General features: G+C 70.6%; 12 protein-coding genes and 3 rRNA genes. All 15 read left to right on the forward strand.

The features are described from left to right. Positions 1-32 precede the first annotated feature (32 nt). On the forward strand, positions 33-1,271 hold the full coding sequence (locus KKR89_RS08025) for an argininosuccinate synthase (RefSeq protein ID WP_191784108.1): 1,239 nt from the start codon (positions 33-35) through the stop codon (positions 1,269-1,271). Then, a complete protein-coding gene (gene argH, locus KKR89_RS08030; RefSeq protein ID WP_208197763.1) occupies positions 1,268-2,683 on the forward strand; it encodes an argininosuccinate lyase in 1,416 nt (471 codons plus the stop codon). The genes KKR89_RS08025 and argH overlap by 4 nt, the downstream gene beginning before the upstream one ends. 66 nt (positions 2,684-2,749) lie before the next feature. Next, entirely contained in the window at positions 2,750-3,400 is a 651-nt protein-coding gene (locus KKR89_RS08035) for a uridine kinase family protein (RefSeq protein ID WP_251141072.1), read from the forward strand. A gap of 7 nt (positions 3,401-3,407) precedes the next feature. Next, the gene (locus KKR89_RS08040) at positions 3,408-4,136 is read left to right on the forward strand and encodes a DNA-3-methyladenine glycosylase (protein WP_208197764.1); all 729 of its coding nucleotides are present in this window, start codon (positions 3,408-3,410) and stop codon (positions 4,134-4,136) included. 118 nt (positions 4,137-4,254) lie between these two features. Next, positions 4,255-5,535, forward strand: a complete 1,281-nt coding sequence (gene tyrS / locus KKR89_RS08045; RefSeq protein WP_208197765.1) for a tyrosine--tRNA ligase — start codon at positions 4,255-4,257, stop codon at positions 5,533-5,535. Positions 5,536-6,110: 575 nt separating this feature from the next. After that, positions 6,111-7,632 (forward strand): 16S ribosomal RNA (locus KKR89_RS08050). Positions 7,633-8,034: 402 nt separating this feature from the next. Beyond that, a 23S ribosomal RNA gene (locus tag KKR89_RS08055) occupies positions 8,035-11,142 on the forward strand. Between the two features lie 77 nt (positions 11,143-11,219). Further along, positions 11,220-11,336, forward strand: a 5S ribosomal RNA gene (gene rrf / locus KKR89_RS08060). Together the 16S, 23S and 5S rRNA genes form the textbook arrangement of a ribosomal RNA operon. Before the next feature lie 2,112 nt (positions 11,337-13,448). Further along, positions 13,449-14,420 carry a hypothetical protein gene (locus KKR89_RS08065; protein WP_243882248.1) on the forward strand — a complete coding sequence of 324 codons (972 nt, stop codon included), beginning with the start codon at positions 13,449-13,451 and terminating at the stop codon, positions 14,418-14,420. Next, positions 14,417-15,430, forward strand: a complete 1,014-nt coding sequence (locus KKR89_RS08070) for an HAD-IIA family hydrolase (protein ID WP_208194896.1) — start codon at positions 14,417-14,419, stop codon at positions 15,428-15,430. The genes KKR89_RS08065 and KKR89_RS08070 overlap by 4 nt, the downstream gene beginning before the upstream one ends. A 125-nt stretch (positions 15,431-15,555) precedes the next feature. Beyond that, a complete protein-coding gene (locus KKR89_RS08075) occupies positions 15,556-15,741 on the forward strand; it encodes a hypothetical protein (RefSeq protein WP_208195785.1) in 186 nt (61 codons plus the stop codon). Further along, a complete protein-coding gene (locus KKR89_RS08080; RefSeq protein WP_243882200.1) occupies positions 15,738-16,586 on the forward strand; it encodes a TlyA family RNA methyltransferase in 849 nt (282 codons plus the stop codon). The genes KKR89_RS08075 and KKR89_RS08080 overlap by 4 nt, the downstream gene beginning before the upstream one ends. Then, positions 16,583-17,455, forward strand: a complete 873-nt coding sequence (locus tag KKR89_RS08085) for an NAD kinase (protein WP_208194897.1) — start codon at positions 16,583-16,585, stop codon at positions 17,453-17,455. The genes KKR89_RS08080 and KKR89_RS08085 overlap by 4 nt, the downstream gene beginning before the upstream one ends. Next, on the forward strand, positions 17,452-19,188 hold the full coding sequence (gene recN / locus KKR89_RS08090) for a DNA repair protein RecN (protein ID WP_208194898.1): 1,737 nt from the start codon (positions 17,452-17,454) through the stop codon (positions 19,186-19,188). Before KKR89_RS08085 ends, recN begins: the two co-directional genes overlap by 4 nt. A gap of 6 nt (positions 19,189-19,194) precedes the next feature. Further along, positions 19,195-20,382: a putative cytokinetic ring protein SteA gene (gene steA, locus KKR89_RS08095; protein ID WP_208194899.1), complete on the forward strand. Its 1,188-nt coding sequence runs from the start codon at positions 19,195-19,197 to the stop codon at positions 20,380-20,382. Positions 20,383-20,426: the final 44 nt, after the last annotated feature.

Below are 20,426 nucleotides of genomic sequence, written 5' to 3' on the forward strand. Positions count from 1 at the left end.
CAAGCGGACCTCGATCAAGGAGAAGACCACACATGACCGAACGCGTCGTCCTCGCGTACTCCGGCGGCCTGGACACCTCGGTGGGCATCGGCTGGATCGCCGAGGCCACCGGTGCCGAGGTGATCGCCGTCGCGGTCGACGTCGGCCAGGGCGGGGAGGACCTCGAGGTCATCCGCCGCCGTGCGCTCGACTGCGGAGCCGTGGAGGCGTACGTCGCCGACGCGCGCGACGAGTTCGCAGCCGAGTACTGCATGCCGGCGCTCAAGGCCAACGGCATGTACCTCGACCGCTACCCGCTCGTCTCGGCGCTGTCCCGCCCGGTGATCGTCAAGCACCTCGTGCGTGCGGCCCGCCAGTTCGGCGCCACCACCGTCGCGCACGGCTGCACGGGCAAGGGCAACGACCAGGTCCGGTTCGAGGTCGGCATCACGTCGCTCGCGCCCGACCTCAAGTGCCTCGCCCCGGTCCGCGACCTCGCCCTCACGCGCGACAAGGCGATCGAGTACGCCGAGAAGCACAAGCTGCCGATCGCGACGACCAAGCACAACCCGTTCTCGATCGACCAGAACGTGTGGGGCCGCGCCGTCGAGACCGGCTTCCTCGAGGACATCTGGAACGGTCCCACCAAGGACGTCTACACCTACACCGACGACCCGACGTTCCCGCCGGTCGCCGACGAGGTCGTCATCCGGTTCGAGCAGGGCGTGCCGGTCGCGATCGACGAGGTCCCGGTGACGCCGCTGCAGGCGATCCAGGAGATGAACCGCCGGGCCGGGGCGCAGGGCGTGGGGCGCATCGACATCGTCGAGGACCGCCTGGTCGGCATCAAGTCGCGCGAGGTGTACGAGGCTCCGGGCGCGATCGCGCTCATCGCCGCGCACCAGGAGCTCGAGAACGTGACGGTCGAGCGCGAGCAGGCCCGCTTCAAGCGCGGCGTCGAGCAGCGCTGGTCGGAGCTGGTCTACGACGGCCAGTGGTTCTCGCCCCTGAAGAAGTCGCTCGACGTGTTCGTCGAGGACACGCAGCGCTACGTCACCGGTGACGTCCGCATGGTCCTGCACGGCGGTCGTGCGACCGTCACGGGGCGTCGCTCGGAGTCGAGCCTGTACGACTTCAACCTCGCGACCTACGACTCGGGCGACACGTTCGACCAGTCGGCGGCCCGCGGCTTCATCGAGATCTACGGTCTGAGCTCGAAGCTCGCGGCCGCGCGGGACGTCAAGTTCGGCAACGCCCCCGACCTGGGGTCGCAGGGGGGCATCGACGCGTGACCGAGCAGCCCGGCCCGCTCGCGCTGTGGGGCGGACGCTTCGCGTCCGGACCCGCGGCGGCCCTCGCCGACCTCTCACGGTCGACCCAGTTCGACTGGCGCCTCGCCGACGACGACATCACCGGCTCGGTCGCGCACGCGCACGTGCTGCACGCCGCCGGGCTGCTGTCGGACGACGAGGTGGCCGGCATGGTCGACGCGCTCGAGCGGTTGCGCGCCGACGTCGCGTCGGGGGCGTTCGCGCCCCTGCCGGACGACGAGGACGTGCACACCGCGCTCGAGCGCGGGCTCATCGAGCGGGCCGGGACCGACCTGGGCGGCAAGCTGCGGGCCGGGCGGTCGCGCAACGACCAGATCGCCACGCTCGTGCGGATGTACCTGCGGCGTCAGTCGCGGGTCTTGTCGGGTCTCGTGCTCGATGTCGTCGACGCGCTCGTCGCGCAGGCCGAGGCCGCCGGGGACGCGCCCATGCCGGGTCGCACCCACCTGCAGCACGCCCAGCCCGTCCTGCTCGCGCACCACCTGCTCGCGCACGCGTGGCCGCTGCTGCGCGACGTCGAGCGCTGGGCGGACTGGGACGCGCGCGCGGCACGCTCGCCCTACGGCTCGGGCGCCCTCGCCGGCTCGTCGCTGGGCCTGGACCCCGCGGCCGTGGCCGAGGAGCTCGGCTTCTCCGGACCCGTCGAGAACTCGATCGACGGCACGGCGTCGCGCGACGTCGTCGCGGAGTTCGCCTTCGTGGCCGCGATGACGGCGATCGACCTGTCGCGGCTCGCCGAGGACGTCATCCTGTGGGCCACCAAGGAGTTCGGGTTCGTGCGCCTGCACGACGCGTACTCCACGGGGTCGAGCATCATGCCGCAGAAGAAGAACCCGGACGTCGCGGAGCTCGCGCGCGGCAAGGCGGGGCGCCTGGTCGGCGACCTCACGGGTCTGCTGACGACGCTCAAGGGCCTCCCGCTCGCGTACAACCGGGACCTCCAGGAGGACAAGGAGCCCGTGTTCGACCAGGTCGACCAGCTCACCGTCCTGCTGCCGGCGTTCGCCGGCATGGTCGCCACGCTCACGTTCGACACCGCGCGCATGGCGGCGCTCGCGCCGCAGGGCTTCTCGCTCGCGACCGACATCGCGGAGTGGCTCGTCCGCCAGGGCGTGCCGTTCCGCGTCGCCCACGAGGTCGCCGGCACGTGCGTGCGGACCTGCGAGGAGCGCGGCATCGAGCTGTGGGACCTGTCCGACGCCGACCTGGCGGCCATCAGCGAGCACCTGACCCCCGACGTGCGGGCCGTGCTCTCGGTCGAGGGTTCGTTGGCCTCGCGCGACGCGGTCGGCGGCACCGCCCCGGTCCGGGTGGCCGAGCAGCTCGGTGCGGCGCGCGAGCGCAGTGCGCGGATGCGTGTCGCGCGCACGTGACCTGCCGCGCCGGCGGGCGTCCGGCGTGAGCCCGTGCCGCCCGCCCGGGCGAGCGGTCCCGGCCCCGTGAGCCAGGTCGAGGTCGCGCGGGACGGGTCCGCCGGCGCGCCGGTCGTGGTCGACCGGGCGTTGCGCTCGGCCCCGCGGCTGGGGCGTGTCCGGCTCGTCTGCATCGACGGCCCGGCCGGCTCGGGCAAGACGACGACCGCCGCCGACGTGGCCCGTGAGCTGCTCGTGCGCGACGTCGCCGTCGCGGTCGTGCACCTCGACGACCTCTACGACGGCTGGCGCGGCCTCGAGGGCAGCCTGTGGCCCCGGCTGTCGGCCCAGGTTCTCGAGCCCCTGCGGCGCGGCGGGCCCGGTCGGTTCCAGCGCTACGACTGGGCGACCGGGGCCTTCGCGGAGTGGGTCGACGTGCCCGTCCGGCCGGTCCTCGTCCTCGAGGGCTGCGGGTCCGCCCGGCGCAGCGCGGACGCGGTCGCCTCGGTGCGGGTCTGGGTCGAGGCGCCCGACGACGTGCGCCTCGCACGCGGCCTGGCCCGCGACGGGCAGGCCGCCGAGAAGGACTGGACGGCGTGGATGGCCGACGAGCGGGCCCACTTCGCGCGCGAGCGGACGCGTGAGCGCGCCGACATCCGGCTCGACGGGACGGGTCGGGTGGCCGGACGGCGCCCCGACGCGGACGGTCCGACGCGCGACCGGTCCGGTTTGGCATGATGACCGGGTGCAACCCGAGGCGTCCGCGACGGACCGGCCGGACGACGCAGTCGTCCCCGGTGCGAGTGCCGTGCCCGCGCGCAGCTGGTACGCCCGCCCCCCGCTCGCCGTCGCGCGGGACCTGCTGGGCGCGTTCGTGACGTCCCGGAGCGACGAGGGCGACGTGACCATCCGCCTCACGGAGGTCGAGGCCTACGGCGGCGAGGACGACCCGGGGTCGCACGCCTACCGGGGCCGGACTGGCCGCAACGCGGCGATGTTCGCGGAACCGGGTCGGCTGTACGTCTACCGGCACCTCGGCCTGCACCACTGCGTCAACGTCGTCACCCAGCCGGCGGGGCACCCGGCGGCGGTGCTGCTGCGCGCGGGCGAGGTCGTCGAGGGGCAGGACCTCGCGTGGCGGCGCCGCGAGCGTGCAGGCGTCGTCGACAGCGCGCGCCAGCTCGCGCGCGGCCCGGCGCGGCTGGCGGTGTGCCTGGGCCTCGAGCTCGACACGAACGGCGCCGACCTGACCGAGCCGGAGGGGCGGCTGGTGCTCCGCCGGCGCGACGTCAGGACGGTGCAGCCGCCGGTCGCCACGGGACCCCGCGTGGGCGTCTCGGGTGCCGGCGGTGACGCGGCGCTGCACCCCTGGCGGCTGTGGCTGACGCAGGAGCGCACGGTCTCCGCCTACCGACCTGCGTATCGGTCGCCGACGTCGGCAGACGCCCCCCGCGGGGCGACGACGTCGGCCTGACCGCGGCCGACCACGCCCGCCGTGGCGCCGCCCCCGCGCCGCCGCGCCGCCGTGCGGCGCGCGACATCCACCAGCCGCGCCGTCCTGCGACGAGCGGCACCCGAACCGGGAGACCCCTGTGACCGACATCCTCGACGAGCTCGCCTGGCGCGGGCTCCTGGCCCAGCACACCGACCTCGACGCGCTCCGTGCCGAGCTGGCCACCGGGCCCCTCGCGCTGTACTGCGGGTTCGACCCCACGGCGCCGAGCCTGCACATCGGCAACCTCGTGCAGATCCTGACGGTGCGCCGGCTGCAGGACGCGGGGAACCGCCCGTTCGCCCTCGTGGGCGGCGCGACCGGCCTCATCGGTGACCCGAAGATGACGGGGGAGCGGACGCTCAACTCGCCGGACGTGGTCGCGGGCTGGGTCGAGCGGATCCGCGCGCAGATCGCGCCGCTGCTGCGGTTCGACGGTCCGAACGCCGCGACCATGGTGAACAACCTCGACTGGACCTCGGGCCTGTCCACGATCGACTTCCTGCGCGACGTCGGCAAGCACTACCGCCTCGGCACGATGCTGGCCAAGGAGACGGTCGCGCGTCGGCTCCACAGCGAGCAGGGCATCAGCTTCACCGAGTTCAGCTACCAGATCCTGCAGGGGATGGACTTCCTCGAGCTGTACCGGCGCCACGGCGTCCGGCTGCAGACCGGCGGCAACGACCAGTGGGGCAACCTGCTGTCCGGGGTGGAGCTGGTGCGCAAGGTCGAGGGCGTCGCCGTGCACGCGCTGACGACGCCCCTGATCACCAAGGCGGACGGCACGAAGTTCGGCAAGACGGAGTCGGGGACGGTGTGGCTCGACCCGACGATGACGACGCCGTACGCCTTCTACCAGTTCTGGCTCAACGCTGACGACGCCGATGTCGTGCGGTACCTCAAGGTCTTCACCTTCCGCACGCACGAGGAGATCGCCGAGCTCGAGCTGGCGGTCGCGGAGCGGCCGGCGGCCCGCGAGGCCCAGCGGGCGCTCGCGTACGACGTCACCGCGCTCGTCCACGGCACCGCGGCGACCGACGCGGTGGTGGCGGCCAGCCAGGCGCTCTTCGGGCGAGGCTCTCTCGCCGACCTCGACGCGGACACGCTCGCGGCAGCCGTCGCCGAGCTGCCCACGGCGCCCGGCCGCGCGGGCGACCTGGTCGTCGACCTCCTCGCCGCGACCGGTGTCGTCGCGAGCAAGGCGGCAGCGCGTCGTGCCGTCGCCGAGGGGGGCGCCTCGGTGAACAACGTCCGGGTCGCGGGCGACGACGCCGTCCTGTCGGTGGACGACCTCCTCCACGGACGGTGGGCGGTGCTGCGGCGGGGCAAGCGCACGCTGGCCGTCGTGGACAGCCAGGCGCAGGGCACGCCGAGGGCGTGAGGCGGTACGTCCCCGGGGGCGTCCCACGGCAGACCGCCGGGGGGCGCCCCCGACCTCTCTGCGGAGGGCGGGAGCCCGCGCGGACCCTGCCGGCAGCTGGTGACCGGCATCACGCCCCCAGCCGTTTGACGGTCCGCGTGGCCTCGCGTACTGTTCTTCAAGCCCGCCCAGCAGGGAGGAACGGACACCGAGCACCGCTCGATGGTCGGTCCCGCGGAGCAGGGCACAACCCGTATGATGGAACTCGGCGCCTAGCGCGTCGGGTAGAGTCATGCGGCGGCGATCGGAAGGCGCCGACCACCACGGTGGTCAGGAGCCCGGAGAAAGCCTGCTAGATTAGACAACGAAGAACAAGCCTCCTGCGGAAAGCGGAAACGCTGAAGAGGATGCGCGTCTGTTCCTTGAGAACTCAACAGTGTGCCAAGTAGTCGATGCCATATTTTTGGCGTCGAGCCTGGATCAGGTCCACCCCGTGGGTCTGGTTTGGGATGATGCCAGTTGATGCCCCTCTTCGGGGGGGTTCTTTGTGTGTCTGTTGCTCGCCGGTCTTCGGGTCGGTGGGTGGCTGTTTGACATTCACGGAGAGTTTGATTCTGGCTCAGGACGAACGCTGGCGGCGTGCTTAACACATGCAAGTCGAACGGTGATCTCGGTGCTTGCACCGGGTGATCAGTGGCGAACGGGTGAGTAACACGTGAGCAACCTACCCTTCACTCTGGGATAAGCCTTGGAAACGAGGTCTAATACCGGATACGAGACGCACGGGCATCTGTAGCGTCTGGAAAGATTTATTGGTGGAGGATGGGCTCGCGGCCTATCAGCTTGTTGGTGGGGTAATGGCCTACCAAGGCGACGACGGGTAGCCGGCCTGAGAGGGCGACCGGCCACACTGGGACTGAGACACGGCCCAGACTCCTACGGGAGGCAGCAGTGGGGAATATTGCACAATGGGCGAAAGCCTGATGCAGCGACGCCGCGTGCGGGATGACGGCCTTCGGGTTGTAAACCGCTTTCAGCAGGGAAGAAGCGAAAGTGACGGTACCTGCAGAAGAAGCGCCGGCTAACTACGTGCCAGCAGCCGCGGTAATACGTAGGGCGCAAGCGTTGTCCGGAATTATTGGGCGTAAAGAGCTCGTAGGCGGTTTGTCGCGTCTGCTGTGAAAACCTCAGGCTCAACCTGGGGCTTGCAGTGGGTACGGGCAGACTAGAGTGCGGTAGGGGTGACTGGAATTCCTGGTGTAGCGGTGGAATGCGCAGATATCAGGAGGAACACCGATGGCGAAGGCAGGTCACTGGGCCGCAACTGACGCTGAGGAGCGAAAGCATGGGGAGCGAACAGGATTAGATACCCTGGTAGTCCATGCCGTAAACGTTGGGCACTAGGTGTGGGGTCCATTCCACGGATTCCGTGCCGCAGCAAACGCATTAAGTGCCCCGCCTGGGGAGTACGGCCGCAAGGCTAAAACTCAAAGAAATTGACGGGGGCCCGCACAAGCGGCGGAGCATGCGGATTAATTCGATGCAACGCGAAGAACCTTACCAAGGCTTGACATACACCGGAAAAGTGCAGAGATGTGCTCCCCGCAAGGTCGGTGTACAGGTGGTGCATGGTTGTCGTCAGCTCGTGTCGTGAGATGTTGGGTTAAGTCCCGCAACGAGCGCAACCCTCGTCCCATGTTGCCAGCGGGTTATGCCGGGGACTCATGGGAGACTGCCGGGGTCAACTCGGAGGAAGGTGGGGATGACGTCAAATCATCATGCCCCTTATGTCTTGGGCTTCACGCATGCTACAATGGCCGGTACAAAGGGCTGCGATACCGCGAGGTGGAGCGAATCCCAAAAAGCCGGTCTCAGTTCGGATTGGGGTCTGCAACTCGACCCCATGAAGTCGGAGTCGCTAGTAATCGCAGATCAGCAACGCTGCGGTGAATACGTTCCCGGGCCTTGTACACACCGCCCGTCAAGTCATGAAAGTCGGTAACACCCGAAGCCGATGGCCCAACCTTTTGGGGGGAGTCGTCGAAGGTGGGACTGGCGATTAGGACTAAGTCGTAACAAGGTAGCCGTACCGGAAGGTGCGGCTGGATCACCTCCTTTCTAAGGAGCATCTGGCAGCAGGTCGCCTCGTCAAGGGGTGGTGCTGGTGTCCAGGCCCATGCCCTCGCCGATCGTGCGGGGGGTGGTGCTCACGGGTGGAACATCGACTACTGGCCGGCTCGTTGGGTCGGTGGCTTCCAAGTACGCCTGCAGCTTGCTGCGGGGAGGGAACGGAGAGTCGTCGGTTCGTCGCGGGTCGGCTTGGCACGCTGTTGGGTCCTGAGGGAACAGCCCGTTGTGGGTGTTGCCTTGGTCGGGATCGTTCGGTCCGGTCGAACCGCTGGTCGCTGGTGTCCTCTTCGGGGGGTGGTGGTGGTCGGTAGGCGTCGGGATGCCGGGCGGTGACCGGTGGTTGCTTGAGAACTGCACAGTGGACGCGAGCATCTTTGAATGATCTTTTGTGGTCAAGTTTATAAGTGCACAGGGTGGATGCCTTGGCACCAGGAGCCGAAGAAGGACGTAGTAGCCTGCGATAAGCCTCGGGGAGTTGGCAAACGAACCGTGATCCGAGGATTTCCGAATGGGGAAACCCCACACGAGTCATGTCGTGTGACCCGCACCTGAATATATAGGGTGCGTGGAGGGAACGCCGGGAAGTGAAACATCTCAGTACCGGCAGGAAGAGATATTCCGTGAGTAGTGGCGAGCGAAAGCGGATCAGGCCAAACCTAGCGCGTGTGATAGCCGGCAGGCGTTGCGCGTTGGGGGTTGTGGGACCTTTCAGTGGGGGCTGCCGCCTTCGCAGGGAGTCAGAAAGTCGCGTTATAGTCGAAGGGTCTTGAAAGGCCCGGCACAGAGGGTGTTACCCCCGTAGACGAAATGACGCGGCCTCCCGAAGGGGATCCCAAGTAGCTCCGGGCCCGAGAAACCCGGAGTGAATCCGCACAGACCACTGTGTAAGCCTAAATACTACCTGGTGACCGATAGCGGACAAGTACCGTGAGGGAAAGGTGAAAAGTACCCCGGGAGGGGAGTGAAATAGTACCTGAAACCGTGTGCATACAATCCGTCGGAGCCTCCCTAGCAGGGGTGACGGCGTGCCTTTTGAAGAATGAGCCTGCGAGTTAGTGGTACGTGGCGAGGTTAACCCGTGTGGGGAAGCCGTAGCGAAAGCGAGTCCGAATAGGGCGACCGTAGTCGCGTGCTCTAGACCCGAAGCGAAGTGATCTAGCCATGGGCAGGGTGAAGCGCGGGTAAGACCGCGTGGAGGCCCGAACCCACCAGGGTTGAAAACCTGGGGGATGACCTGTGGTTAGGGGTGAAAGGCCAATCAAACTTCGTGATAGCTGGTTCTCCCCGAAATGCATTTAGGTGCAGCGTCACGCGTTTCTTGCCGGAGGTAGAGCTACTGGATAGCCGATGGGCCCCAACAGGTTACTGACGTTAGCCAAACTCCGAATGCCGGTAAGCCAGAGCGTGGCGAGACTGCGGGGGATAAGCTCCGTAGTCGAGAGGGAAACAGCCCAGACCACCAGCTAAGGCCCCAAAGCGTGTGCTAAGTGGGAAAGGATGTGGAGTTGCACAGACAACCAGGAGGTTGGCTTAGAAGCAGCCACCCTTGAAAGAGTGCGTAATAGCTCACTGGTCAAGTGATTCCGCGCCGACAATGTAGCGGGGCTCAAGCACACCGCCGAAGCTGTGGCATTCACACAAGTGACAAGCCTTCGTGGTTCAGTCGTGTGGATGGGTAGGGGAGCGTCGTGCCGGCAGTGAAGCCGCGGGGTGACCCAGCGGTGGAGCCGGCACGAGTGAGAATGCAGGCATGAGTAGCGAATGACGGGTGAGAAACCCGTCCGCCGAATGACCAAGGGTTCCAGGGCCAGGCTAATCCGCCCTGGGTAAGTCGGGACCTAAGGCGAGGCCGACAGGCGTAGTCGATGGACAACGGGTTGATATTCCCGTACCGGCGAAGAACCGCCCATACCGAGCCCGGTGATGCTAACCGTCCGAGCCTGTCTCATCGTCCTTCGGGACACCGGGGCAGGGGAGCACGGGACCCGAACTGGTAGTAGGTAAGCGTATTAACAGGGGTGACGCAGGAAGGTAGTCCAGCGTGGCGATGGTAGTCCACGTCCAAGGTCGTAGGGTGAGGTGTAGGCAAATCCGCACCTCGTGAAGCCTGAGAACCGACGGGTACCGCGTATGCGGGAAATGGGTGATCCTATGCTGCCAAGAAAAGCCTCGACGCGAGGTTCTAGCCGCCCGTACCCCAAACCGACTCAGGTGGTCAGGTAGAGAATACCAAGGCGATCGAGAGAATCGTGGTTAAGGAACTCGGCAAAATGCCCCCGTAACTTCGGGAGAAGGGGGGCCTCAAGCGTGAACCGGCATGCCCGGGGAAGCGTGGAGGGCCGCAGAGACCAGGGAGAAGCGACTGTTTACTAAAAACACAGGTCCGTGCGAAGTCGCAAGACGATGTATACGGACTGACGCCTGCCCGGTGCTGGAAGGTTAAGAGGACGGGTCAGCACGCAAGTGCGAAGCTCAGAATTTAAGCCCCAGTAAACGGCGGTGGTAACTATAACCATCCTAAGGTAGCGAAATTCCTTGTCGGGTAAGTTCCGACCTGCACGAATGGCGTAACGACTTCTCCGCTGTCTCAACCGCGAACTCGGCGAAATTGCACTACGAGTAAAGATGCTCGTTACGCGCAGCAGGACGGAAAGACCCCGGGACCTTTACTATAGCTTGGTATTGGTGTTCGGTGCGGCTTGTGTAGGATAGGTGGGAGACTGTGAAGCCGGCACGCCAGTGTCGGTGGAGTCAACGTTGAAATACCACTCTGGTCGCTCTGGATATCTAACCTCGGTCCGTAATCCGGATCAGGGACAGTGCCTGGTGGGTAGTTTAACTGGGGCGGTTGCCTCCTAAAATGTAACGGAGGCGCTCAAAGGTTCCCTCAGCCTGGTTGGCAATCAGGTGGCGAGTGCAAGTGCACAAGGGAGCTTGACTGTGAGACTGACAGGTCGAGCAGGGACGAAAGTCGGAACTAGTGATCCGGCGGTGGCTTGTGGAAGCGCCGTCGCTCAACGGATAAAAGGTACCCCGGGGATAACAGGCTGATCTTGCCCAAGAGTCCATATCGACGGCATGGTTTGGCACCTCGATGTCGGCTCGTCGCATCCTGGGGCTGGAGTAGGTCCCAAGGGTTGGGCTGTTCGCCCATTAAAGCGGTACGCGAGCTGGGTTTAGAACGTCGTGAGACAGTTCGGTCCCTATCCGCTGCGCGCGCAGGAAACTTGAGAAGGGCTGTCCCTAGTACGAGAGGACCGGGACGGGACGAACCTCTGGTGTGCCAGTTGTTCCGCCAGGAGCACGGCTGGTTGGCTACGTTCGGAAGGGATAACCGCTGAAAGCATCTAAGCGGGAAGCCTGCTTCAAGATGAGGTTTCCACGCCCTTCGGGGTGAGAGGCTCCCAGCTAGACCACTGGGTAGATAGGCCGGACGTGGAAGGCAGGACTAACGACTGCCGCAGCTGACCGGTACTAATAAGCCGACAACTTGACTAACTTCATTCATTGCTACGCGTCCACTGTGCGGTTCCCGAGGAACCAACGGCTCATTCCCGTTGACATCTCGACAGAGTTACGGCGGTCATAGCGAAGGGGAAACGCCCGGTCCCATTCCGAACCCGGAAGCTAAGCCCTTCAGCGCCGATGGTACTGCACCCGCCAGGGTGTGGGAGAGTAGGACGCCGCCGGACAATCATTCAACGAAAGGCCCACCCCTCACGGGGTGGGCCTTTCGTCGTTCCACCACCGGGGGGTCGGCCGGCCCCGGTTCCGCGCCCGCGGACCCGTTTCGGCGCCCGTGGACCGCCTTCTTGCGCGCCGTCGCGCGCGTGGTGTGTCGAGACGAACGCGTTCCGGGGGCCGCACTGGTGCGTCAGGTGCTCGCGGTGGTGGGACCATGGTGCTAGGCGATCGATCGAGGAGTACAGATGAACAGCGACGTGCCCAGCAGCTCGGGCGACCAGGACCGGCCCCGCAGGAGCGGCCCGCCCCGTGCGGGTGCGACCGGCGGTGGGTCCCGTGGGCGCGCCGGGGGTGCACGCGCCCCGTACTCGGGCAGCGGCGGCGGTGCCCGAGGGGGCGCCCGCGACGCGGGTGGACGCACCGGAGGGTCCTCGGCGGGACGCGGGGGCTTCGGCTCCGGTCGCACCGCGGGGGGACCGCCCCGTGACGACCGTGGGACACGTCCGTACGGTGCGCAGGGTCGCGACGAGGGGGGCCCGCGCGGCGGGTGGTCCGAGCGTCCGCGCAGCGGAGGCGTGCGGCCCACCGCCGCCGGCGGAGCGGGTGTCCGCGGCCCGCGGCAGGATCGCCCCGCAGGTTCCTGGTCCGGGGAGAGTCGCTCCGGCGGTGCGCCCGACGCGCGGCGCGGCGACGACCGTCAGCGTGGAGCCTCGCAGCGCGACGGCGGCCGCCCTGCTGGTGGGTCCTCGTATCGCGACGGTGGCCGCCCCGCGGGTGGTGGCGGTCGTTCCTTCGGTGACGGTGGGCGTCCGTCGGGCGACGGGCGGTCCTCGTTCGGTGACCGTGGTCGTCCTGCCGGTGGTTCCTCCTACCGTGACGGCGGCCGCCCCACCGGCGGTGCGGGTCGCCCCGCGGGTGCTGGACGCTCGTTCGGTGACGGCGGGCGTCCTGCGGGCGGATCGTCCTACCGCGACGGCGGCCGCCCCACGGGTGGTGCCGGTCGGTCCTTCGGTGACGGTGGACGTCCGTCCGGTGAGGGGCGGTCCTCGTTCGGCGACCGTGGCCGTCCTGCCGGTGGTTCCTCCTATCGCGACGGTGGTCGTCCGGCCGGTGGTGGGTCCTCCTACCGTGACGGTGGTCGCCCGGCTGCCGGTGCAGGGCGTTCGTTCGGTGACGGTGGGCGTCCGTCCGGTGACGGGCGTCCGTCCTACGGCGACCGTGGTCGTCCGGCCGGCGGGTCCTCCTACCGCGACGGCGGCCGCCCCACCGGCGGTGCCGGTCGCCCCGCGGGCGCTGGGCGCTCGTTCGGTGACGGCGGGCGTCCTGCGGGCGGATCGTCCTACCGCGACGATGGCCGCCCTACGGGTGCCGGGCGCTCGTTCGGTGATGGCGGGCGTCCGTCGGGTGACGGGCGTCCCTCCTACGGCGACCGTGGTCGTCCGGCCGGCGGGTCCTCCTACCGTGACGGTGGCCGTCCGGCTGCCGGTGCAGGGCGTTCGCTCGGTGATGGTGGGCGTCCGTCGGGTGACGGGCGTCCGTCCTACGGCGACCGTGGTCGTCCGGCCGGCGGGTCCTCCTACCGCGACGGTGCCCGCCCCACGGGTGGTGCCGGTCGGTCCTTCGGTGACGGCGGGCGTCCGTCGGGTGACGGGCGTCCGTCCTACGGCGACCGCGGCCGTCCGGCCGGCGGGTCCTCCTACCGTGACGGTGCCCGCCCCACGGGTGGTGCCGGTCGGTCCTTCGGTGACGGCGGGCGTCCGTCGGGTGACGGGCGTCCGTCCTACGGCGACCGCGGCCGTCCGGCCGGTGATTCCTCCTACCGCGACGGTGCCCGCCCGGCCGCCGCGGGTGGGCGGTCGTTCGGTGGCGGGTCGTCGTCCCGTGAGGGTGGCCGTCCCGAGCGGGGAGCGCCGGACAGGTCCGAGCGGCGGGGTGCCCCGTCGCACCGCGACAGCGGTGGTGGCCGGGCATCCGGGCCGGGACGGTCCTCCGACGCCGGGTCGCGGTCCTCGTGGAGCGGTGGCGAGCGGTCGTCCGGTCCGGGGGCGCGCCCCGAGCGCGGTGGCGCGGAACGTCCGGCGCGCGAGAGCGCGGGCGGCACCTTCGGTGAGGACCGCGAGATGCGCGTCCCGGACCCGGCGGTGCCGGACGACGTGACGTTCTCGCTGCTCGACCGCGACGTGCGTGGCCGTCTGCGCACCCTGAGCAAGGAGAACGCCGAGGGCGTCGGTCGTCACCTGGTGATGGTCGGCCGCCTGCTCGACGACGACGCCGAGGCGGCCTACGAGCACGCCCAGGCAGCGGTACGCCGGGCGGGACGGGTCGACGTGGTCCGTGAGGCTGCGGGTCTCGCGGCCTACCGCACGGGGCGCTACGCGGAGGCGCTGCGTGAGCTGCGCACCGTGCGACGGCTCAACGGTTCCTCCGAGCACCTCGCGATCATGGCCGACGCCGAGCGGGGCCTCGGGAGGCCCGAACGGGCGATCACGCTGTCGCAGGAGCCGGAGGCCGCGACCCTCGACACCGAGACGCAGATCGAGCTCGCGATCGTCGTGAGCGGAGCCCGCCTCGACCTGGGTCAGCCCGAGGCCGCTGTCGCCGTGCTCTCGAGCCCGACGGTGCGCGCCGCGAGCGGGCTCGTCGCGGCTCGTGTCGCACAGGCGCGTGCGGCGGCCCTCGAGGCCGCCGGACGCCAGGACGAGGCAGCAGCCGAGCTCGCCGCGTTCCCGCAGGACGTCCTCGACGAGGCGGCCGGGAACACAACCGAGCACGAGGAGGTCGTCGTGTACGACCTCACGGAGGACGAGGACGGCGAGGTGGCGACCGAGGTCCCCGTCGACGAGGCCGACGAGGTTGACGTGGTCGACGAGGGCGACGTGGTCGACGTGGCTGACGTGGTCGACGAGGTTGATGTGGTCGACGAGGTGGACGTGGCCGACGTGGCGGACGAGGTTGACGTGGCCGACGTGGTCGACGAGGTCGACGTGGCCGCTGTCGAGATAGACGCTGACGATGTCGTCGACGGGAGCACCGAGCCCGCGGGCGACGTCGTGGCATCCGACGCGTCCGCCACGCAGGAGGACGCCCGGTGAGCTCACGGGGGCTGCTGGGCAGCGACGAACCCCTCGTGCGGCGCTACGACCTGGCGCTCGTGGACCTGGACGGTGTGGCCTACCGCGGGCACGACCCGATCGACGGCGCCGCCGAGGGGCTGGCCGGGGCTCGTGCCGCCGGCATGCGGCTGGTGTTCGTCACCAACAACGCGTCGCGGGAGCCGGAGGCGGTCGCCGAGCAGCTCAGCGGGCTCGACATCCCGACGCACGCCGGCGAGGTGATGACGGCGGCGCAGGCGGCGGCCGAGCTCCTGGCGACGCGCGTGCCCACCGGCGCGACCGTCCTCGTCGTGGGCGGCGCGGGCCTGCACACGGCGGTCGCGGCCAAGGGGTACCGGATCGTGGCCTCGGCCGACGACGGCCCGGTCGCCGTCGTGCAGGGTTTCGCGCCCGAGGTGGGGTGGACGCAGCTCGCCGAGGCCGCCTACGCGGTCCGGGCCGGGGCATGGCACGTCGCCTCGAACCTCGACCTGAGCCTGCCGACCGCCCGCGGCTTCGCACCGGGCAACGGCGCGCTCGTGGGTGCCGTGCGGGCCGCCACAGGCGTCGAGCCGTCGAGTGCCGGAAAGCCGTCACCGACGATGTACCGGCTCGCCGTGGACCGGGCGGGGGCGACCCGGCCCCTCGTCGTCGGGGACCGCCTCGACACCGACCTCGCGGGTGCGCGCGCCGGCGACATCCCGGGGCTGCACGTCCTGACGGGCGTCAGCACCGCGCGCGACGCGGTCCTTGCCGTGCCCGGCGAGCGGCCGCACTACCTCGCGGGTGACCTCCGCGCCCTGCTCGTGCCCCACCCCGAGCCTGTCCGCGACGAGGAGTGGTGGTCGTGCCGCGGCGCGGCCGCACGCGTCGTCTCCGGTGCGCTCGAGCTGCGCGGCACGGCGCACGACCCGGTCGACCTCGTGCGGGCGGCGTGCGCGGCCGCGTGGGACGCGGTCGACCGCGGTGAGGTCGTCGACCCCTCGACGGTGCCCGAGCTCCCGCGCTGACGCCGGCCCGCCGGGGTGGCACCGCCCTGTGGGTGGCGGGCCACCCACGCCGCCGCCGGCAGGTAGCGTGGACGCGCGCCGGTCGGACGAGACCCACGACCCGCAGGTCGAAGGAAGGACGTGACGTGAGCGAGCCCGAGCAGAGCATCCGCGGGACCGGTGTCGAGACGCCGCTGACGGGTGACAACGCCGTGGACGAGGCGCTGCGCCGGCTCACGGACGTCGAGCTCCAGGACCTGCGCGCGCAGGTCGGCACGTTCGAGGACGTGCACGGCGCCCTGCAGGACCGGTTGGCGGACGCCGAGGGATGACGGTCACGACGATGACGGCCCGGCTCGACTCCGAGCTCGTGCGGCGCGGGCTCGCGCGCTCGCGCGGCCACGCCGCCGACCTTCTCGCCGCCGGGCGGGTGAGCGTCGACGGGGCCGCGGTGCGCCGCCCGTCGACCCAGGTCGACGACCGTCAGGACGTGCACGTCGCCGTCGCCCCCGACGACCCCGGGTACGCGTCACGTGCGGCGCACAAGCTCGCGGATGCGCTGGACGGGTACGGAGCCGACGGGCCGCAGGTCGCGGACCAGGTGTGCCTCGACGCCGGCGCCAGCACGGGCGGGTTCACCGACGTGCTCCTGCGGCGCGGGGCCTCGCGTGTCGTCGCGGTCGACGTGGGGCACGGACAGCTCGTCGGCCGGCTGCGCGACGACCCGCGCGTCGAGGTCCGTGAGCACGTCAACGTCCGCGACCTGCGCGCGGGCGACGTGGTGCCCGCACCCGGCCTCGTCGTCGCCGACCTGTCCTTCATCTCGCTGACGCTCGTGCTCGAGCCGCTGCTGGCCGTCGCGGCGCCCGGCGCGGATCTCGTGCTCCTCGTCAAGCCGCAGTTCGAGGTGGGACGGGAGCGTCTGGGCGCGGACGGCGTGGTGCGCGACCCCGACCTGTGGCACGCCGCGGTCACCGGGGTCTGCGACCGCGCCGCAGCTCTGGGGGCCGCGGTGCGCGACGTGCGGCCCAGCACGCTGCCCGGCGCCCACGGCAACGTCGAGTTCGTCCTGTGGGCACTGGCCCCGGACCACGCGCTGCCGGCGGCGACGGTCGACACCCCCGCCGTCGTCACGGCCGCCGTGCGGGCCGCGGCGGGCGACGGGTGGTCCAGGTGACGCGCCGCGCGCTCGTCGTCCGGCACAGCGGCAGGCCGGAGGCGGTCGCCGCCACCGACGCCGTGCTGCGTGCGCTGAGCGCGGCGGGCGTCGAGACGGTCACGGCGTCGCAGGACACCAGACCGGACGAGCTGCCGCCGTTCGAGCTCGCCGTCGTGCTCGGCGGTGACGGCACGATCCTGCGGGCCGCCGAGCTCACCCGGGGGACCGACGTGCCCCTGCTGGGCGTGAACCTCGGGCACGTCGGCTTCCTCGCCGAGATCGAGCCCGCCGACGTGGCCACGGCCGTGCGCCGGCTGACGGACGGCGACTACGACGTCGAGGAGCGCTCGACCCTCGAGGTCCGGGTCATCGACGCCGCGGGCACGGTGCAGGACTGCTGGGCCCTCAACGAGGCGGCGCTGGAGAAGACCGACCCGGCGCGCATGATCGAGGTGGTCATCGAGGTCGACGGCCGCCCGCTGTCGTCGTTCGGCTGCGACGGGCTCGTCGCCGCGTCGGCGACCGGGTCCACCGCCCACGCGTTCTCCGCCGGTGGCCCGGTGGTGTGGCCGGACGTCCGCGGGATGGTCCTCGTCCCGCTCGCGGCGCACACGCTCTTCGCGCGTCCGCTCGTCATGGGGCCCAGCAGCGTGCTCGCGGTCGAGATCCTCGAACGCTCACCCTCGACCGCGGTCGTCACGTGCGACGGGCGCCGCCAGCTGCCCGTCGCGCGCGGCACCCGGATCGAGGTGCGCGTCAGCGACGTGCCCGTGCGCTTCGCGCGGCTCAATCCCGCGCCCTTCACCACCCGCCTGGTGCAGAAGTTCGACCTGCCGGTGGTGGGTTGGCGCGGTGCCCACCAGGACGACGAGGAGGGCGCGGGGTGATCGACGAGATCCGGATCGAGGACCTCGGGGTCATCGGACGTGCGCACGTGCGCCTGGGGACCGGTCTGACGGTGCTCACCGGTGAGACCGGTGCGGGCAAGACGATGGTGCTCACGGCGCTCGGCCTGCTCCTGGGCGGACGCGCCGACCCGGCCACCGTGCGCACCGGTGCGACCGGCGCCGCCGTCGAGGGCAGGGTGCTGCTGGCGCCCGGGTCCCCGGCGCTCGCGCGCGCCCGTGACGCGGGCGCGGAGGTCGACGACGACGGCACGCTGGTCGTGCTGCGGACCGTGGGTGCAGGCACGCCCGACTCGCCGGGACGCTCGCGCGCCTACGTCGGTGGGCGCTCCGTTCCGCAGGGCCTCCTGGCGGAGATCGCCGAGGAGCTCGTCACGGTGCACGGTCAGGCCGACCAGATGCGCCTGCGCTCCGCGGTGCGGCAGCGGGCCGCGCTGGACGCCTTCGCCGGACCGGAGCACGCCGCCGTGATCGCCGAGCACGCCACGACGTGGGCGGAGCGGGCACGGGTGCAGGCCGAGCTGGACGACCGCGTCGCGCGCGGGCAGGAGCGGGCGCGCGAGGCCGAGCTGCTGCGCCTCGGGCTGGCCGAGGTCGAACGTGTCGCGCCGCAGCCGGGGGAGGACCTGGAGCTCGCCGCCGAGGCGGAGCGGCTGGGCAACGCCGAGGACCTGCGCGCCGCCGCCGCCGGTGCGCACGTCGCGCTCGTGGGGGACGAGGACGCTGCCGAGGTCGGCGCGGCGGCGGTCGTGCTCGTCGAGGAGGCGCGCCGCTCGCTCGAGCACGCCGGCCACCACGACCGCGCGCTCGCCGACCTGGCCGTCCGCGCCGCCGAGGCGGGCTACCTGCTGGCGGATCTGGCGACGGAGCTGTCGACCTACGTCCAGGACCTGCAGGCGGACCCCGCGCGGCTCGACGCGGTGCAGCGGCGCCGGGCCGAGCTCACGGGGCTCACGCGCAGCTACGGCGAGGACGTCGGTGCCGTGCTGGAGTGGGCGCGCGGCGCGTCCGACCGGCTCCTCGACCTCGACGGCGGGCAGGAGCGCGTGGCCGAGCTCACGGCCCAGCGCGACGCGCTCGACGCGCGCGTGCGCGAGCTCGCGGCGACGATCACCGCGACCCGCACGCGCGCGGCCACCCGGCTCGCCGACGCCGTCACCGAGGAGCTCGCCAGCCTCGCGATGGCCGCGGCCCGCCTCGAGGTCCGTGTCGGGCCCGCGGACGAGCCGGGCCCTCATGGCGCCGACCACGTCGAGATGCTGCTGGTCCCGCACGCGGGTGCGCCGGCCCGCCCCCTCGGCAAGGGGGCGTCCGGCGGCGAGCTGTCGCGCGTCATGCTCGCGCTCGAGGTCGCCCTGGCGACCGCCGAGGGGTCGGGCGCCGCGACGCCCGGCACCTTCGTGTTCGACGAGGTCGACGCGGGCGTCGGAGGCCGGGCCGCCACGCAGGTGGGCGAGCGGCTGGCGCGGCTCGCGCGCGGCACCCAGGTGCTCGTCGTCACGCACCTGGCCCAGGTCGCCGCGTGCGCCGACCGTCACCTGGTCGTGACGAAGTCCGTCGCGGACGGCGTCGACGTCGTCACCGAGTCGGACGTGCGCGAGGTCACGGGGGACGACCGCGTGCGCGAGCTCGCCCGGATGCTGTCCGGCCAGGACGACTCGGCCACGGCACGGGCCCACGCAGCGGAGCTGCTGGCCCAGTCCGTGGGACGATGAGCCCCGATGAGAGTCTCCCTGCGCCGCCGCACGCCCGCGACCGATGACGCCGAGGTCGTCGGGCCCGCCCGCGTCGACCCCCGTACCAAGGGCCTGACCAAGCGGCTGAAGCCCGGTGACATCGCCGTGATCGACCATCTCGACCTCGACCGGGTGTCGGCTGAGGCCCTGGTCGCGTGCCGGCCCGCCGCGGTTCTCAACGCGGCCCGCTCCACGTCGGGCAGGTACCCGAACCTCGGGCCCGAGATCCTCGTGGACGCCGGGATCCCGCTCGTCGACGACCTCGGCCCCGACGTGATGGGGCTGACTGAGGGACACGTCCTGCGGGTCGTCGACGGCGCGGTCTTCGACGGCGAGACCCTCGTCGCCGAGGGCGTCGCGCAGACGGCCGAGAGCGTGGCGGCGACGATGGCGGAGGCGCGCGAGGGGCTGTCCGTGCAGCTCGAGTCCTTCGCGGCGAACACGATGGACTACCTGCGGCGCGAGCGTGAGCTGCTGCTGGACGGTGTCGGCGTGCCCGACATCGACACGCGTATCGACGGCCGCCAGGTGCTGATCGTCGTGCGCGGGTACCACTACAAGGACGACCTGGTCACGCTGCGCCCGTACATCCGCGAGTACCGGCCGGTGCTCATCGGTGTGGACGGCGGCGCGGACGCGATCCTCGAGGCCGGGTGGCGCCCGGACATGATCGTCGGTGACATGGACTCCGTGTCCGACCGCGCGCTGCAGTGCGGTGCCGAGGTCGTCGTCCACGCGTACCGCGACGGGCGCGCGCCGGGCATCGCCCGCGTCGAGCAGCTCGGGGTCCCGCACGTCGTGTTCCCGGCGACGGGCACCAGCGAGGACGTCGCGATGCTGCTGGCCGACGACAAGGGCGCCGAGCTCATCGTCGCCGTGGGGACGCACGCCACCCTGATCGAGTTCCTCGACAAGGGCCGCTCGGGCATGGCGAGCACGTTCCTCACGCGGCTGCGGGTCGGCGGCAAGCTCGTCGACGCCAAGGGCGTGTCCCAGCTCTACCAGCACCGGATCTCGAACATGCAGCTCACGCTGCTGTCCCTCGCGGGGCTCCTCGCGCTCGGTGTGGCGCTCGCCTCGACCACCGCGGGTCAGACCCTGTTCGGCCTGTTCGGGGCCCGCGTCGACGACCTCGTCTCCTGGGTGAGCGCACTGTTCGGCGGATCGCCGTGACGACCCCCGCCCGCCCCCTGTTCGCACGTCCCGCCGCGACCCGT

The organism is Cellulomonas dongxiuzhuiae (assembly GCF_018623035.1).
Taxonomy (GTDB): domain Bacteria; phylum Actinomycetota; class Actinomycetes; order Actinomycetales; family Cellulomonadaceae; genus Cellulomonas; species Cellulomonas dongxiuzhuiae.

Coding starts and splice junctions, on each gene's coding strand:
- KKR89_RS08025 (WP_191784108.1), top strand. CDS start 33: ATGACCGAACGCGTCGTCCTCGCGTACTCCGGCGGCCTGGACACCTCG.
- KKR89_RS08065 (WP_243882248.1), top strand. CDS start 13,449: ATGCGCGTCCCGGACCCGGCGGTGCCGGACGACGTGACGTTCTCGCTG.
- KKR89_RS08080 (WP_243882200.1), top strand. CDS start 15,738: ATGACGGTCACGACGATGACGGCCCGGCTCGACTCCGAGCTCGTGCGG.
- steA (WP_208194899.1), top strand. CDS start 19,195: ATGAGAGTCTCCCTGCGCCGCCGCACGCCCGCGACCGATGACGCCGAG.